Source organism: Mycolicibacterium alvei (genome assembly GCF_010727325.1).
Classification (GTDB): domain Bacteria; phylum Actinomycetota; class Actinomycetes; order Mycobacteriales; family Mycobacteriaceae; genus Mycobacterium; species Mycobacterium alvei.
In genome coordinates, this window is sequence record NZ_AP022565.1 from 1,600,516 (window position 1) to 1,616,325 (window position 15,810).

The 15,810-nt window shown below is 66.5% G+C and carries 13 protein-coding genes, 2 tRNA genes and 1 pseudogene; 5 read left to right on the forward strand and 11 right to left on the reverse strand.

Annotated features, from left to right (window positions below; genetic code table 11):
* Positions 1-5: 5 nt before the first annotated feature.
* The 3 genes from G6N44_RS07675 to leuC all read right to left on the reverse strand — a co-directional run bounded on the left by G6N44_RS07675 (position 6) and on the right by leuC (position 2,944).
* Complete coding sequence (locus G6N44_RS07675) at positions 6-659, reverse strand: HU family DNA-binding protein (protein WP_163662605.1); 654 nt, start codon at positions 657-659, stop codon at positions 6-8.
* Positions 660-874: 215 nt separating this feature from the next.
* The gene (gene leuD, locus G6N44_RS07680) at positions 875-1,468 is read right to left on the reverse strand and encodes a 3-isopropylmalate dehydratase small subunit (protein ID WP_163662608.1); all 594 of its coding nucleotides are present in this window, start codon (positions 1,466-1,468) and stop codon (positions 875-877) included.
* A gap of 21 nt (positions 1,469-1,489) precedes the next feature.
* Positions 1,490-2,944 carry a 3-isopropylmalate dehydratase large subunit gene (gene leuC, locus G6N44_RS07685; RefSeq protein WP_163662611.1) on the reverse strand — a complete coding sequence of 485 codons (1,455 nt, stop codon included), beginning with the start codon at positions 2,942-2,944 and terminating at the stop codon, positions 1,490-1,492.
* A gap of 118 nt (positions 2,945-3,062) precedes the next feature.
* On the opposite strand from leuC, the gene G6N44_RS07690 reads away from it, so the two are divergent.
* Entirely contained in the window at positions 3,063-3,764 is a 702-nt protein-coding gene (locus tag G6N44_RS07690) for an IclR family transcriptional regulator (RefSeq protein WP_163662614.1), read from the forward strand.
* A 152-nt stretch (positions 3,765-3,916) separates the two neighbouring features.
* Here the strand turns inward: G6N44_RS07690 and G6N44_RS07695 are convergent.
* From G6N44_RS07695 to G6N44_RS07715, 5 genes are all read right to left on the reverse strand, one after another.
* Positions 3,917-3,989: transfer RNA gene (locus tag G6N44_RS07695), tRNA-Glu, on the reverse strand.
* Positions 3,990-4,046: 57 nt separating this feature from the next.
* A tRNA-Gln gene (locus G6N44_RS07700) sits at positions 4,047-4,121 on the reverse strand.
* Between the two features lie 115 nt (positions 4,122-4,236).
* Positions 4,237-5,703: a glutamate--tRNA ligase gene (gene gltX / locus G6N44_RS07705; protein WP_163662617.1), complete on the reverse strand. Its 1,467-nt coding sequence runs from the start codon at positions 5,701-5,703 to the stop codon at positions 4,237-4,239.
* Between the two features lie 9 nt (positions 5,704-5,712).
* Positions 5,713-6,489: a fumarylacetoacetate hydrolase family protein gene (locus G6N44_RS07710; protein ID WP_163662619.1), complete on the reverse strand. Its 777-nt coding sequence runs from the start codon at positions 6,487-6,489 to the stop codon at positions 5,713-5,715.
* A 52-nt stretch (positions 6,490-6,541) separates the two neighbouring features.
* A complete protein-coding gene (locus tag G6N44_RS07715; protein ID WP_163669708.1) occupies positions 6,542-7,690 on the reverse strand; it encodes an alpha/beta hydrolase family protein in 1,149 nt (382 codons plus the stop codon).
* 114 nt (positions 7,691-7,804) lie between these two features.
* Here G6N44_RS07715 and G6N44_RS07720 point away from each other — a divergent pair, with 114 nt between their 5' ends.
* Positions 7,805-8,995 carry an MFS transporter gene (locus G6N44_RS07720; RefSeq protein ID WP_163662622.1) on the forward strand — a complete coding sequence of 397 codons (1,191 nt, stop codon included), beginning with the start codon at positions 7,805-7,807 and terminating at the stop codon, positions 8,993-8,995.
* A gap of 45 nt (positions 8,996-9,040) precedes the next feature.
* Here the strand turns inward: G6N44_RS07720 and G6N44_RS07725 are convergent, their stop codons facing one another.
* Positions 9,041-10,015 (reverse strand): YeiH family protein, encoded by a 975-nt coding sequence (locus tag G6N44_RS07725; RefSeq protein WP_163669710.1) that lies wholly within the window; start codon positions 10,013-10,015, stop codon positions 9,041-9,043.
* Between the two features lie 166 nt (positions 10,016-10,181).
* Between G6N44_RS07725 and G6N44_RS07730 the strand changes: the two genes are divergently transcribed.
* Complete coding sequence (locus G6N44_RS07730; protein ID WP_163662624.1) at positions 10,182-11,096, forward strand: LysR family transcriptional regulator; 915 nt, start codon at positions 10,182-10,184, stop codon at positions 11,094-11,096.
* A gap of 22 nt (positions 11,097-11,118) precedes the next feature.
* Here the strand turns inward: G6N44_RS07730 and G6N44_RS07735 are convergent, their stop codons facing one another.
* Positions 11,119-12,129: a 3-isopropylmalate dehydrogenase gene (locus G6N44_RS07735; RefSeq protein ID WP_163662627.1), complete on the reverse strand. Its 1,011-nt coding sequence runs from the start codon at positions 12,127-12,129 to the stop codon at positions 11,119-11,121.
* Positions 12,126-13,712: a phosphoglycerate dehydrogenase gene (gene serA / locus G6N44_RS07740; RefSeq protein ID WP_163662630.1), complete on the reverse strand. Its 1,587-nt coding sequence runs from the start codon at positions 13,710-13,712 to the stop codon at positions 12,126-12,128. Before serA ends, G6N44_RS07735 begins: the two co-directional genes overlap by 4 nt.
* Positions 13,713-13,772: 60 nt before the next feature.
* On the opposite strand from serA, the gene G6N44_RS07745 reads away from it, so the two are divergent.
* Positions 13,773-15,203, forward strand: a complete 1,431-nt coding sequence (locus tag G6N44_RS07745; protein WP_179964554.1) for a phytoene desaturase family protein — start codon at positions 13,773-13,775, stop codon at positions 15,201-15,203.
* Positions 15,200-15,799: pseudogene (wrbA, locus tag G6N44_RS07750) on the forward strand (NAD(P)H:quinone oxidoreductase); the annotation flags it as partial. The gene G6N44_RS07745 and the pseudogene wrbA, both read left to right, overlap by 4 nt.
* Between the last annotated feature and the right edge of the window lie 11 nt (positions 15,800-15,810).

The window sequence follows — 15,810 nt, forward strand, 5'->3', positions numbered from 1 at the left end:
CGTAATTACTTGCGGCCCTTCTTGGCCGGAGCCTTCTTGGCAGCCACCTTCTTGGCCGGAGCCTTGGTCGCGGCCTTCTTGGCCGGAGCCTTGGTCGCGGCCTTCTTGGCCGGAGCCTTCTTGACCGCCGCCTTCTTGGCCGGAGCCTTGGTTGCGGCCTTCTTGGCCGGAGCCTTCTTGACCGCCGCCTTCTTGGCCGGAGCCTTCTTGACCGCCGCCTTCTTGGCCGGAGCCTTGGTCGCGGCCTTCTTGGCCGGAGCCTTCTTGACCGCCGCCTTCTTGGCCGGAGCCTTCTTCGCAACGGTCTTCTTGGCGGCACCACGCTTGGCCGGGCCCGCCGTGACACCGCGCTTGACGGCCGGACCATCTGCCGGGAGACGCTGCGCCCCAGCGACAACCGCCTTGAACTGAGCGCCCGGACGGAAAGCCGGTACCGAGGTGGGCTTGACCTTCACCGTCTCGCCGGTGCGCGGGTTGCGTGCCACACGGGCAGCGCGACGGCGCTGCTCGAAGACACCGAAGCCGGTGATCGTAACGCTGTCGCCCTTGTGCACCGCGCGGACGATGGTGTCCACAACGTTCTCGACCGCGGCGGTAGCCTGCCGACGATCGGTGCCCAGTTTGGTTGTGAGTACGTCGATGAGCTCCGCTTTGTTCATTCAAAAACCTCCGAAACCAGTGGTCCTCTTTGGACCGACTAGAGGACACGGTAAACCCTGTGACCACTGATTTCCAAGAGCCACGCGCAATTTCAGGCGTAGCTGGGCAACAATCCGGCAATCTTCTTGCCCCACTTGGGCTCCGCCGGGCCGGGTCCAGAACCGGTTTGGCAGGCGGTGAATTCGGGTGCCGAGGCGCCCTTGGGATGCCTCGATCAGGCCGGCAGAGTGCGCGGCTTCCAGGCCGGCCTGCGCTTCTCGTAATCCTCGATCGAAAACTGTTTCCGCAGCGTAAGGCCTATATCGTCGAGTCCCTCGAGTAGCCGCCAGGCCGTGTAGTCGTCAATTCTGAACGGCAACACAACCGTTCCGGCGACGATATTTCGATCTTGAAGATTCACAGTGATTTCCAGCCCGGGATTCTGCTCGATGAGCTTCCATAAGAGCTCGACATCATCTTGGGCGACTTCGGCGGCCAATAGCCCGGCCTTGCCGGCGTTGCCGCGGAAAATGTCGGCGAAACGGGACGAGATAACCACCCGGAAGCCATAGTCCATGAGTGCCCAGACGGCATGTTCGCGCGACGAACCGGTACCGAAATCGGGGCCGGCGACCAACACGGAGCCTTTGTCGAATGGCGACAGATTCAGAATGAACGACGGATCGGCGCGCCAGGCGGCGAACAATCCATCCTCGAAACCTGTTCGGGTTACCCGCTTCAAATAGACCGCGGGGATGATCTGGTCGGTGTCGACATTGGCCCGCCGCAGCGGGACGCCGATTCCGGTGTGAGTACTGAAAGCCTCCATCAGCCTTCTCCTTCTGGTTTCTTAGCGGGTCGCGGCGGGCAGATCGGCAGGGGACGCCAGCTTTCCGCGTACGGCGGTGGCTGCGGCAACGGCCGGTGAGACCAGGTGGGTGCGGCCCCCCTTGCCCTGTCGGCCTTCGAAGTTCCGGTTGGATGTGGAGGCGCAGCGCTGCCCCGGGGACAGTTGATCGGGGTTCATGCCCAGACACATCGAGCAGCCCGCCTGCCGCCATTCGGCACCTGCAGCGGTGAATACCCGGTCGAGGCCTTCCGATTCGGCCTGGGCGCGAACCCGCATCGAGCCCGGCACAACCAGCATCCGGACTCCGTCGGCCACCTTGCGATCGCGTAGTACGTCGGCGACCACCCGGAGGTCCTCGATGCGACCGTTGGTGCAGGACCCGACGAAGACGGTGTCCACGGCGATGTCACGCATGGCCATCCCGGGCCGAAGATCCATGTAGGCCAAAGCCTTCTCCGCCGACTGGCGCTCTGCGTCGTCGCCCATCAACTCCGGGTCCGGGACCGACGCGGACAGCGGAACTCCCTGCCCCGGGTTGGTGCCCCACGTCACGAACGGGCTCAACGCAGCGGCGTCCAGGTAGACCTCGGTGTCGAATTCGGCGCCCTCGTCGGTGCGCAACTGGCTCCACGCGGCGACGGCGTCGTCCCAGTCGGACCCCTTGGGAGCATTCGGACGGCCCTTGAGGAACTCGAAGGTGGTCTCGTCAGGAGCCACCATTCCGGCGCGCGCCCCGGCCTCGATGCTCATGTTGCAGATCGTCATCCGGCCTTCCATCGACAACGCCTCGATGGCACTGCCCCGGTATTCGATGACGTGGCCCTGCCCACCCCCGGTGCCGATCTTGGCAATAACGGCCAAGATGATGTCCTTGGCGCTCACGCCGGGCGGCAGGATGCCGTCGACGTTGACCGCCATGGTCTTGAACGGCTTGAGCGGCAGTGTCTGCGTGGCCATCACGTGTTCGACCTCGGAGGTGCCGATGCCCATGGCGATGGCGCCGAACGCTCCGTGGGTCGAGGTGTGACTGTCTCCGCACACGACCGTCATACCCGGCTGAGTCAGTCCGAGTTGCGGTCCGATGATGTGCACAATGCCCTGTTCAGCATCTCCCATCGAGTGCAGCCGGATGCCGAATTCCGCACAGTTGCGCCGCAATGTCTCGACCTGGGTGCGCGAAACCGGATCCGCGATCGGCTTGTCGATGTCGACAGTGGGCACATTGTGGTCCTCGGTGGCGATCGTCAGATCGGGCCGTCGAACCGGACGGCCGGCCAAGCGCAGACCGTCGAACGCCTGCGGGCTGGTGACTTCGTGCACGAGATGCAGGTCGATGTAGATCAGGTCGGGCTCTTTGGCAGCGCCCTCTCCCTTGCCGCGCGCCACGACATGGTCGTCCCAAACCTTTTCGGCCAGGGTGCGCGGCTTCACGGATGTCTGTGTCGATTGGTCCATCGCTACTTCTCGATTCGATTAACGGCAATGCGGGCCTGCATCAAGAGTCCGCCAGGGCTGGGAGTTACTGTCGCCATCTCATTTGTCATCTCATAATGCGAGACGCTAGTATCTCTCTGTGAGAAATGATAGCGGCATCGGCGTTCTCGACAAAGCGGTGGGTGTACTGCACACCGTCGCCGAGTCCCCTTGCGGGCTGGCCGAACTCTGCGAGCGGACCGGCCTCCCCCGCGCGACCGCGCACCGACTGGCCGCGGGGCTCGAAACCCACCGGCTGCTGGCCCGCGACGCCGACGGCCGCTGGCGCCTCGGCCCGGCACTGACCGAATTGGCCTCCCACGTCAACGATCCACTGCTGGCCGCCGGGGCCGCGGTGCTGCCCCGCCTGCGCGAGATCACTGGCGAGAGCGTCCAGTTGTACCGGCGCGAAGGCCAATCACGGGTCTGTGTGGTGGCGCTCGAACCCCCGGCCGGGCTCCGTGACACCGTGCCGGTGGGCACCCACCTTCCGATGACAGCCGGCTCAGGAGCCAAAGTTCTGCTCGCCTACGCCGACCCGGCCACCCAGCAGACCGTGCTGCCGGTCGCCAAGTTCACCGACCGCACCCTGGCCGAGGTCCGCAAGCGCGGCTGGGCGCAGAGTGCCGCCGAACGCGAGCCGGGTGTGGCCAGCGTCTCGGCACCCGTGCGCGACGGCCGCGGCGCCGTGATCGCCGCAGTATCGGTGTCCGGACCGATCGACAGAATGGGTCGCCGGCCAGGAGCCCGCTGGGCGGCAGATCTGCTCGCCGCCGCCGACGCCCTGACCCGCCGACTGTGAGGCGAATCTCAGTACTTTCGTGACACCTCGGTGTGCCGCGGCGATTCCATTGCCCCGGCGCCCGCCCGCGTCGTCACGCGAGGGTGACAGGACACACACCACCCACGCAACGCAAAGCGCCCAGTTCGTGAGAACTGGGCGCTTTTACTCTGTACCCCCGATGGGATTCGAACCCACGCTACCGCCGTGAGAGGGCGGCGTCCTAGGCCGCTAGACGACGGGGGCTAGAACTTCCGGATGGTCAGCATAGCTCAGGCGATCTCACTGACCTAATCCGCTAGTTGGCTGGGGTACCAGGACTCGAACCTAGAATGGCGGTACCAGAAACCGCTGTGTTGCCAATTACACCATACCCCATTAATCGCCCATCACCGCTGGTCACAGGCGATTTCGATCCGATCGGCTCGGCGGGGGCCTCCCCGTTTTGCTTTTCGGACCGACGAGCAGACTACCAAAGATTTCAGACGGTTTTTCACACCCTCCCCCGGGCCGCCCGCAACCGCGCCAGGCTGCGGTCGGCGCCCAGCAGTTCCATCGACTCGAACAGCGGCGGGCTGATCGTCGCACCCGTGACCGCAACGCGGATCGGTCCGAACGCCTTACGGGGCTTGAGCTCCAGACCGTCCAGCAGCGCCGCCTTGAGCGCAGACTCGATGTTGGCGGTATTCCACTCGGAGACGCCCTCCAAGGCGCCCAGCGCGGCGTCCAGGACCGGCGCGGACTCCTCGCGCAATTCTTTGGCAGCAGCCTTCTCGTCGATCTCGTAGGAGCCGTCGTCCAAGAACTTCAGTAGCCCCCACGCATCGCCGAGTACGACGATGCGGGTTTGGATCAGCGCGGCGGCTTCGGCGAATGCGGCGGCGTCCAAACCGGTGTCGTGACCATGGCCGTCGAGGTAGGTGTACAGCCGGGCGGTGAAATCCTCGGGAGTCAGCAGCCGGATGTGCTCGGCGTTGATCGCGTCGGCCTTCTTCTGGTCGAACCGCGCCGGGTTCGAGTTGACGTCGGCCACGTCGAACGCGGCCACCATCTCGTCGAGGCTGAACACGTCGTGATCGTCGGCGATCCCCCAGCCCAGCAGCGCCAGATAGTTCAGCAGACCCTCCGGCAGGAAGCCGCGATCGCGGTGCAGGAACAGATTCGACTGCGGATCGCGCTTGGACAGCTTCTTGTTGCCTTCGCCGAGAACGCTTGGCAGATGGGCGAATTGCGGCACCTGCTCGGCGACGCCGATCCGCATCAATGCCTGGTACAGCGCGATCTGGCGCGGTGTCGAGGGCATGATGTCCTCGCCGCGCAGCACGTGGGTGATCTTCATCATCGCGTCATCGACCGGATTGACCAAGGTGTACAACGGATCTCCGTTGGCGCGGGTGATCGCAAAATCCGGCACCGAACCCGCTGGGAAGCTCACCGGGCCACGCACCAGATCGGTCCAGCCGAGGTCCTCGTCGGGCATGCGCAGCCGCAGCACCGGCTTGCGGCCCTCGCCGGCGAACGCCGCGCGCTGCTCGTCGGTGAGGTCACGGTCGTAATTGTCGTATCCGAGTTTCGGATTGCGCCCGGCCGCCACATGCCGCGCCTCGACTTCTTCGGGTGTCGAGAACGCCTCGTAGACCTCGCCTGCCTCGAGCAGACGGGCGATCACGTCACGGTAGATCTCGCTGCGCTTCGACTGCCGGTACGGCTCGTACGGGCCGCCGACCTCGGGCCCCTCGTCCCAGTCCAGACCCAACCAGCGCAGCGCGTCGAGGATCGCCGCGTAGCTTTCGTCGCTGTCGCGCGCGGCATCGGTGTCCTCGATGCGGAAGACGAACGTCCCGCCGGTGTGCCGGGCGTAGGCCCAGTTGAACAGGGCGGTGCGCACCAAACCGACGTGCGGGGTGCCGGTCGGCGACGGGCAGAACCTCACCCTGACGTGACCAGAGGGAGATGTCATCACTTACCTCTACTTCTGCTTGCGTACAACCGGATTGGTAAGGGTGCCGATGCCCTCGACGGTGACGCTGACCGTGTCCCCGTCTTCGATCGGACCGACCCCCTCCGGGGTTCCGGTCAGGATCAGGTCACCGGGCAACAGCGTCATCACGGCCGAGACCCACTCGACGATGGCACCGATGTCATGGATCATCAGCGAGGTACGACTGCGTTGCCGCACTTCGCCGTTCACCTCGGTGCGGATCTCCAGATCCGACGGGTCGAGGTCGTTGACGATCCACGGGCCCACCGGACAGAAGGTGTCATGCCCCTTGGCCCGCATCCACTGCCCGTCCTTGGCCTGCTGGTCGCGTGCCGAGACGTCGTTGGCGATGGTGTAGCCCAGGATGTTCTCGGCGGCCCGGGCGGCAGGCACGTCCTTGCAGGGCCGCCCGATGACGATCGCCAGCTCGCCCTCGTGGTGAACGGGATGGGCGTCGGCCGGCAACTGAATGGGCACGTTGGGCCCGACGATCGCGGTGTTGGGTTTGAGGAAGATCACCGGATCCTCAGGAGCTGCCCCGCCCATCTCCGCGGCGTGGGCCTCATAGTTCTTGCCCATACAGATGACCTTGCTGGCCAGGATGGGTGCCAGCAGGCGGACGTCGGCCAGCGGCCAACTCCGTCCGGTGAAGTTGGGGTTGCCGAACGGGTGCTCGGCGATCTCTTTGCAGACGGCATCGGCACCGTCGCCTTCGACACTCACGAAAGCGACGCCGTCGGGACTGGCGATTCGACCTAAGCGCATTTTGACCAGGGTAGTGCGCAGCCTCAGCGTGAACGCCCCGAGTCGGTTTTCGTCAGTACCCGTCGAACAGCGAGGCAAGAAACGGTGTGGAGTCCGGGACCGAGGCCAGCACGGTGCCGGAGTGATCTTCGTCGGGATAGACCTTCAGCGTGACGTCCTGCCCGTTGGCACGTAGCTGGTCGGCGAGCTGCTGCGACATGTTCGGCGGGACGTCCCGGTCCAGCAGTCCGACGCCGAGGAAGATCGGCCGGTCGTAGCCGCTGGTCGGCGTTCCCAGGTAGACGTCGAGCGCTTCGGTCAGCCCGGGCAGGGTGGCCAGCGGCGCCCGGAAGTACCCGGTCGGCGTCATCCCGGCGAGCTGCTGGTCGAGTCGCGGCTTGCACAGCGTCTCCGCCTTGGCGACCGCGTCCAGCCCAGCCGGGGTGAGCACGCTGTCGATGTCGAGATCGGGCCGCGCCTCCCGCAACCCGGCCAGGATGTAACCGGTGTAGCTGTTGGCCGCAGGTCCCGTATTCGGCGGCAGCGCCATGTCCGGGCCGGCCTGTTTGACGATGCCCTCGACGTTGAACGGTGTCCCGGTCGCCACCACGCCGCGGTAGTCCAGGCCGGTGCCGCGGCTGAATTCGGTGGCCCAGCGTGCGCTGTTGACCGCGGCCCCACCGCCCTGCGACTGGCCCACGATGGCCCATTTCGGTGACAACGGCAGATCCATCTGATGCATGGCGATCACCGAATCGACGACGCTGTGCGCGGTGGCCACGCTGTTGAGGTAGCTCATCAGGCCGGGGGTGCCCAACCCGGCATAGTCCGACCCGACAACGGCGTAACCCTGGTCGAGCCAGTGCGTCAGGTATTCGACATCCCTGCCGCTGCGTGGATGCGCCGAGGGAGCGCAATCGTCGCCGAGCCCTACGGTTCCGTGCGCCCATGCGATCGTCGGCCAGCCGCCAGGAGGAGCCTGACCATGCGGAATGAACACCACCGCGGCGCTGACTGCCGGTGAATCATGCTGATCGACAGTTGAATAGAGAATGCGGTAGGCCTGCTCTGCACCCGGAACCGACAGCCTGGGATTCAGCGGAGCGGTCTCGATCAGGCTGCCGGGGCTGGGAATCGGCGCGTCGTAGTGACGGACATCCAGACCCGACCAGTCCGGCTCTGCCGCCGACGCGGTCGGTAGGACCACGAATCCACACATCATCACGACGGCTACCGCCGGCCACAGCTTCACGGCCTCAGGGTATGGCACGCTCGGTGTGTCTCATATTTTGGAATCAAAGTTCGATATCTTGGGACACCGTGGAACGATGCAGCCATGCCCGTTTCGTCGATCAGCACGTTCCGCCGCTGGTCGATGTTGGCGATCGCACTGACCGCCACCACCTGCGCCAACGTATTCATCAACGGCGCGGCGTTTCTCATTCCGACGCTGCACGCCGAACGCGGTCTGGATCTGGCCAAAGCAGGTCTGCTGTCATCGATGCCGAGCTTCGGGCTGGTACTCACCCTGATCGCGTGGGGCTACGTCGTCGACCGGGTCGGCGAGCGGATCGTGTTGACGGTGGGCTCGGTATTGACTGCCGCAGCGGCGTTCGGCGCGGCCTCCGCGCAGTCCCTGGTGTTGGTCGGGGTGTTCCTGCTGCTGGGCGGAATGGCTGCGGCCAGCAGCAATTCCGCCAGCGGGCGGGTCGTGGTCGGCTGGTTCCCGCCCGAGCAACGTGGGCTGGCGATGGGAATCCGGCAGACGGCGACGCCCTTGGGTGTGGGCTTGGGAGCGTTGGTCATTCCACGTGTGGCCGAATCCCATGGGGTGGCAACCGCATTGCTCTTCCCGGCTATCGTGTGCACCCTGTCGGCGGTGATTTGCGCTGTGGGGGTGCTGGATCCGCCACGACCGGCTCGCCATGAGGCACCGGCCGAACACCTGGCCAATCCTTACCGGGGCTCGAACGTGTTGTGGCGCATCCATGCCGTGTCGGTACTGCTGGTGGTTCCCCAGGGTCTGGTCTGGACGTTCACCCTGGTGTGGCTGATGAGCGATCGGGGTTGGTCTGCCGCGTCGGCAGGCACACTGGTTACCGTGGCCCAGTTACTGGGCGCCGCTGGGCGGATCGCCGCGGGCCGGTGGTCCGATGTGGTTGGGCAGCGCCTCCGGCCCATCCGGGCCATCGCGTTGGCCGCAGCTGCGACGATGGGGCTGCTGGCACTCACCGATTGGCTGGGTTCGCCGATCAGCGTTGCGCTGATCGTGATCGCCTCGGTGATCACGGTCTCCGACAACGGTTTGGCATTCACGGCGATCGCCGAGATCGCCGGACCATTCTGGAGTGGACGCGCGCTGGGCACCCAGAACACCAGTCAGCACCTGGCGACGGCCACCTCGGCGCCGTTGTTCGGCGCGCTGATCGGGGTGGCGGGCTATCCGGCGGCCTTCGCGGTGTGCGCGTTGTTGCCGTTGTTGGCGGTGCCGCTCGTACCGGCCGATCCGGTGGGTGAGACGCGATAGGCACGACGAGCGGCATGTACCTCGCCGCTGACCGCACCAACCTCCTCAGCTCCCGATCAGCACCACACCGGCCAGGGCGATGACGGTGACCCACACCGTCGAGACCGTCGCCAACGCGAAGGGGCGAACGCCGACCTTGCGCAGGGTCGTGAAGCGGACGCCCACCCCCAGGGCGAACATCGCGGCCGTGAGGAGTGCGGTCTGGACCACCTTCGCATCGGCCAGGAGCCCGGCCGGCACCAGTCCCGTCGATCGCAGTGTCACGCAGGCCAGAAAGGCGATCACGAACAGCGGCACCAGCGGTGGCCGGACGCTGTCGGCCTCGTTGCGCACCAGCCGTCGTTGCCGCACACTGACCACGGCCATCACCGGAGCCAGCATCAGCACCCGGGCGAGCTTGACCACCACGGCGGCGCCGAGTCCCGCACTGCCGAGAGCGCTTCCGGTGGCGACGACCTGGGCGACCTCGTGGATCGAACCACCCGCCCAGAGTCCGGCTTGATGGTCGCTGAGTCCGATCAGGTTGGACAGCAACGGGATCGCCGGGATCATCAGGGTCCCGAAGATGACAACCAGCGCCACCGCGGTGATCACCTCCTCCTCTTCGGCGTCGATGACACCGTCGACGGCGGCGGCCGCGGCCGCCCCGCAGATGGAGAACCCGCACGCGATCAGCAGCCGCTGAGTCCAACTGAGACCGAGGAATCTGCCCATCACCATCGTGCCCCCGATACCCAGCGCCACGATGGCGACGACCATGACGATCACTCCCCAGCCGAGCGTGAGAACGTCACCGATCATCAACTGCAGGCCGAGCAGCGCCACCCCGACCCGCAACAGTCGCTTGGAAGAGAACTGCAGCCCGGGTGCCAGCTGCGGCACGTTCACGATGTTCGCCAGCACGACGCCCAGAACGATGCCGACGAGCAGCGGACTGACCGCCGGTACGAGCTTGTTCACTGCGAGCGCGACCGCGGTACCGATCGCGCATACCGTGAGGCCAGGGGCAAGTCCCGCCATTGTCGCGGCCGGCGGGGCCGGCAGCACGTTCGGGGTCGGGTGATCTTGTTGTGCGCTCTTCACCCGTCCAGCGTCCAATACATGTGAACCTGCCGGTAGCACCCCATTTTACATAGCGGTCATATCAATCTGATCTGTCGTTTCCGCCATGGCATATCATCGACACATGTCCCGGCTCCCGGATCTGGATGTACTCGAGTTGCTGGTCTGCGTGGATGATTACGGCAGCCTCAGCGAAGCCAGTCGTAAAGTCGGTATGGCCCAACCTAATTCGAGCCGCGCCATCAAACGATTGGAGCGCAGGTTCGGTGTACCGCTGCTGCAGCGCAGCACCACCGGATCCACGCTGACCGCCGAGGGCACGGTGGTGGCGCACTGGGCGCGAGAAATCGTGCGGACCGCCCATCGGCTGCTCGATGTCGCAGAGGGTTTGCGGGTCGAGCGATCTGCCGAACTGACTGTCGCGGCCAGCATGACGGTGGCCGAGCACCTGATGCCGCGATGGCTCGGGCAATTTCGGGTAGAGCACCCGACCGTGAACATCCATCTGCAGGTGCACAATTCGACCGAAGTGCTCGCCCGGATCGCTGCCGGAACCTGTCACGTCGGGTTCATCGAATCTCCGCACGTGCCGCGCGGAGTCCATTCACTCACCGTCGCGCGGGACCGCCTCGTGCTCGTGGTCAACGCGGACCACCCCTGGGCGCGCCGGCGACGCCCCGTCACGATTGCCGAACTCGCCGCGACCCCTCTGCTGGTACGCGAACCCGGGTCGGGTACCCGCACCACACTCGAGATCGCGCTGGACGGTTACGAGCTCGCCCCGCCCCTGCTCGAACTGGGAAGTGGCGCGGCAATCCGCACCAGCGTCCTCAACGGAGTCGGGCCCGCCGTCCTGAGTTCACTGACCGTCGAGGACCAGGTCAGAACAGGAGATTTGCGCCTGGTCGACGTGGCCGGACTCGACCTCACCCGCGCGCTGCGCGCGGTGTGGCGACCTCCGCGCCAACTCGACGGTCCCGCCGGGCAACTCGTCCGGTTGGCCCGCCGGGACGGACACGACACCAGAGACGAGGAGTGAGGCAGAGCCGCCGGTTCGGCGTTTACAGCAGCGACAGAATCCGCTCGCCGACCTCGGCGGTGGACAACACGGCGTCGCCACGGGTGGCCAGGTGCGCACTGACGGCCTTGTCGACCCGCGCCGCCGCATCGGTCTCACCGAGGTGGGTCAGCAGCAGCGCCACGCTCATCACCGCGGCGGTCGGATCGGCCTTGCCCTGCCCGGCGATGTCGGGTGCGCTGCCGTGCACCGGTTCGAACATCGACGGGTTCGTGCCCGTCGCATCGATATTGCCCGAGGCGGCCAGGCCGATACCGCCGGAGACCGCGGCCGCCAGGTCGGTGATGATGTCGCCGAACAGGTTGTCGGTGACGATCACGTCGAACCGGCCGGGATCGGTGACCATGTGGATGGTTGCGGCATCGATGTGCTGGTAAGCGGTCTCGACGTCTGGGTATTCCGCACCGATCTCATCGACGGTGCGCTTCCACAGCGAGCCGGCAAACGCCAGCACATTGTTCTTGTGCACCAGAGTGAGGTGCTTGCGCCGGGTGCGGGCTTTCTCGAACGCAAAGCGCACCACCCGCTCCACACCGAACCGGGTGTTGGTGGACACCTCGGTGGCAACCTCGTGCGGGGTGCCCACCCGGATCGCGCCACCGGTTCCGGTGTAGGGACCTTCGGTGCCCTCGCGCACCACCACGAAATCGATTTCCGGGTTGCCGGCCAGCGGGCTGGAAACCCCGGGGAACAACTTCGACGGCCGCAGGTTCACGTGATGGTCCAACGCAAACCGCATGTTGAGCAGCAAGCCGCGTTCGAGCACGCCACTGGGCACGGAGGGATCACCAATGGCGCCCAACAGGATTGCGTCGTAGCCCTTGAGCTCGTCGACGAACCCCTCGGGCAAGGTCTCCCCGGTCGCGTGGTAGCGCCGCGCCCCCAGGTCGTACTCGGTCCGGTCCACACCGGGCAGGACCGCGTCGAGCACCTTGCACGCCTGGGCGATGACCTCGGGACCGATGCCGTCACCGGCGATTACAGCGAGTTTCATGACAGGTCGACAACTTCCAGCGTCGTGGCGGCAACCGCTGCGGTGATCGCGGCGCGCACATCCTCGGGCACATCGGTATCCAGGCGCAGCATCACGGTGGCGTTGTCGCCCTCGACGTCCTGGCTCAGCTGCGCGGCCAGGATGTTGACGTTCGCCCCGCCCAGTAGGGTGCCGATCTTGCCGAGCGCCCCGGGTTGATCGCTGTAGTGGACGATGAGGTTGAATCCCTCGGCCCGCAGATCGAAGCTGCGCCCGTTGATCTGGACGATCTTCTCGGCCAGTTGCGGCCCGCTCAACGTGCCTGCCACGTTCAGCACGCTGCCGTCGGCGTGCACGGCACGGACGTCGACCACGCTGCGGTGGTTGGGGCTCTCGGTGGCTGTGCTGATCTCGGCGGTCACCCCGCGGGCGGCGGCCAGCGTCGGGGCGTTGACGAACGTCACCTGCTCGTCGACCACCGCGGAGAACAACCCACGCAGCGCCGACAGCTTCAGGATCTCGACGTCCTCGGATGCCAGCTCACCGCGCACCTGCACCGACAGCGATACCGGAGCCGCATCGGACAGGGCGCCGACCAGCAGGCCCAGCTTGCGCACCAGATCCAGCCAGGGCGCCACCTCTTCGCCGACGGCCCCGCCGCCCACGTTGACGGCGTCCGGCACGAACTCGCCGGCCAGCGCCAGCTTCACGCTCGCGGCCACATCGGTGCCGGCCCGGTCCTGCGCCTCGGCGGTCGAGGCACCCAGGTGCGGGGTCACGACAACCTGGGGCAGCTCGAACAGCGGGCTGTCGGTGCACGGTTCGGTGGAGAAGACATCCAGGCCGGCGGCACGCACATGTCCGCTGTTGATCGCATCGGCCAGGGCCTGCTCATCGATCAGGCCGCCGCGGGCGGCGTTGACGATGACGACACCCGGCTTGGTCTTGGCCAGGTTCTCCTTGCCGAGCAGGCCGGCAGTCTCCTTGGTCTTGGGCAGGTGCACCGAGATGAAGTCGGCGCGGCCGAGCAGCTCGTCGAGCGGCAGCAACTCGATGCCGAGCTGGGCTGCACGGGCCTGCGAGACATAGGGGTCGTACGCCACGATGTGGGCACCGAAGGCGGCCAGGCGCTGGGCGACCAACTGCCCGATACGGCCCAGGCCGACGACGCCGACCGTCTTGTCGAAGATCTCGACACCGGAGAACGACGAGCGCTTCCAGGTGTGATCACGCAAGGTCGCGTCGGCGGCGGGGATCTGCCGGGCCGCAGACAGCAGCAGGGCCAGCGCATGCTCGGCGGCGCTGTGGATGTTGGAGGTCGGCGCGTTGACCACGAGTACGCCGCGGGCGGTCGCGGCGTCGACGTCGACGTTGTCCAGGCCGACGCCCGCGCGGGCGACGATCTTGAGTTTGGGGGCCGCGGCGATGACCTCGGCGTCCACCGTGGTGGCGGAGCGCACCAGAAGTGCGTCGGCCTCGGGCACGGCAGCGAGCAGCTTCTCGCGGTCCGGACCGTCGACCCACCTGACCTCTACCTGGTCACCGAGGGCGGCGACGGTCGATTCCGCGAGCTTGTCGGCAATCAAAACAACGGGGAGACTCACGCGAACAGCCTAATGTGTGCGCCCTACCACAGCCGAACCGCGTGCGGTGTACTGATGGGCGTGGACGTCACCATCGTCGGCAGCGGCCCCAACGGCCTGTCCGCCGCGGTCATCTGTGCCCGGGCCGGATTGTCGGTACGCGTCATCGAAGCCCAGCCCACCGCGGGCGGTGGCGCGCGCACCGTGGAAGACCCAGAATTCCCCGGGGTCAGCCACGACATCTGTTCTGCGGTGCACCCGCTGGCGTTGGCGTCGCCGTTCTTCTCCGCCTACGACCTGCAAGCCCGCGGCGTGCGACTGGCGATTCCCGAGATCTCCTATGCCAGCCCGTTGCAGCACCGTCCGGCGGCCATCGGTTACCGCGATATCGAGCGCACCTGCGCCGAATTGGACTCCGGAGATTCCTGGCGGCGGTTGCTCGGCGCGCTGGCCGCCGATTGCGATGACGTGGTCGGTCTCATCCTCGGCGACAAGCGGTCACTACCGCCGTCCTTGGGTACTGCTGCGCGCGTCGCACCCCGACTCCTGGCACAGGGCACGCCACTGTGGCGGTCGCTGGCGGGTGAGGATGCCCGTGCACTGTTCAGTGGCGTTGCCGCACACACGATTTCGACGATGCCATCCTTGGTTTCCGGCGGTGCAGGTCTGATGCTGGCGACCCTGGGACACGCGGTGGGATGGCCGATCCCGATCGGCGGATCCCAGGCCATCCCCGATGCCCTGATCGCCGATCTCACCGCGCACGGCGGCGAACTGGTCCTCGGACACGAAGTCACCGAACCACCGTCGGGCGTGGTCATCTACGACACCGCACCGACCGCGCTGCTGTCCATCTACGGTAAGGCCCTACCTACTCGCTACGCCCGGGCGTTGAGCCGCTACACCTACGGGCCGGGGGTGGCAAAGGTCGATCTCGTGCTGAGCGGCGAGATCCCTTGGCGTGACCCGCGTCTGGCCCAGGCGCCGACCCTGCATCTGGGCGGTAGCCGAGCACAGATGGCACTGGCCGAGTCCGAGATCGCCGCGGGCCGTCACGCCGAGTGGCCCATGGTGCTGGCCGCACTCCCCCACATCGCCGACCCGTCCCGCATCGACGACGCCGGTCGTCGCCCGATGTGGACCTATGTGCACGTGCCCAACAATTCGACGCTCGACATGGCCGCGACCGTGACCGACATCATCGAACGGTTCGCCCCGGGCTTCCGCGATCTGGTGGTCGGGGTCCGCAGCGTGCCCGCGTCGCGGATGGACGAGCACAACGCCAATCTGGTCGGCGGCGACATCGGGGTGGGCGGCAACAACATGACCAGCGCGCTGCTCGGACCCACACCCCGCTTCAACCCGTGGACCACCCCGATCCCCAAGGCCTACCTGTGCTCGTCGGCGACTCCGCCGGGCGGTGGAGTGCACGGGATGGCCGGGTTCTACGCGGCCCGCACCGTGCTGAAACGCGAGTTCGGCATCGCCGATCTGCCTAAGCTGGCGCCATGACCCAGCCGAAGGTAGCCGTCATCTACTACTCCGCGACCGGCCACGGCACACACATGGCCCAGCGCGTCACCGCCACCGCCGAGGCCGCGGGCGCCGAGGTGCGACTGCGACCGGTCGCCGAGACCGCCGATCCGGAGTCCTTCGCCCACAATCCAGCCTGGACCGCAAATTACGAAGCCACCAAAGATCAACCGAACGCCACCGGTGACGACATCGTGTGGGCCGACGCGGTGATCTTCGGGTCCCCCACCCGGTTCGGTTCTGTCGCATCGCAATTGCGTGGATTTCTCGATTCGCTCGGTGGCCTGTGGTCGCAGGGCAAGCTCGCCGACAAGGTCTATGCCGGGTTCACCTCGACCAACACCGCGCACGGTGGGCAGGAGACCACGCTGCTGACGCTCTACGTGACGCTGATGCACTGGGGCGGCATCATCGTGCCGCCTGGCTACACCGACCCGGTGAAATTCGTCGACGGCAACCCGTACGGTGCCAGCCTGCTGGCCAACCACGACAACATCAGCGAGTTCGACAACACCACCTACGACGCCCTGGATCACCTGGCCCGGCGGGTGGTCAGCGTGGCCACGCGGCTGGCGCATAAACGGCG

Excerpts from the sequence above, each read along its gene's own strand:
- gltX (WP_163662617.1), bottom strand. The coding sequence starts at position 5,703 with ATGACATCTCCCTCTGGTCACGTCAGGGTGAGGTTCTGCCCGTCGCCG.
- G6N44_RS07725 (WP_163669710.1), bottom strand. The coding sequence starts at position 10,015 with ATGGCGGGACTTGCCCCTGGCCTCACGGTATGCGCGATCGGTACCGCG.
- G6N44_RS07715 (WP_163669708.1), bottom strand. The coding sequence starts at position 7,690 with ATGATGTGTGGATTCGTGGTCCTACCGACCGCGTCGGCGGCAGAGCCG.
- leuC (WP_163662611.1), bottom strand. The coding sequence starts at position 2,944 with ATGGACCAATCGACACAGACATCCGTGAAGCCGCGCACCCTGGCCGAA.
- G6N44_RS07710 (WP_163662619.1), bottom strand. The coding sequence starts at position 6,489 with ATGCGCTTAGGTCGAATCGCCAGTCCCGACGGCGTCGCTTTCGTGAGT.
- G6N44_RS07675 (WP_163662605.1), bottom strand. The coding sequence starts at position 659 with ATGAACAAAGCGGAGCTCATCGACGTACTCACAACCAAACTGGGCACC.
- G6N44_RS07720 (WP_163662622.1), top strand. The coding sequence starts at position 7,805 with ATGCCCGTTTCGTCGATCAGCACGTTCCGCCGCTGGTCGATGTTGGCG.
- leuD (WP_163662608.1), bottom strand. The coding sequence starts at position 1,468 with ATGGAGGCTTTCAGTACTCACACCGGAATCGGCGTCCCGCTGCGGCGG.
- G6N44_RS07735 (WP_163662627.1), bottom strand. The coding sequence starts at position 12,129 with ATGAAACTCGCTGTAATCGCCGGTGACGGCATCGGTCCCGAGGTCATC.
- G6N44_RS07730 (WP_163662624.1), top strand. The coding sequence starts at position 10,182 with ATGTCCCGGCTCCCGGATCTGGATGTACTCGAGTTGCTGGTCTGCGTG.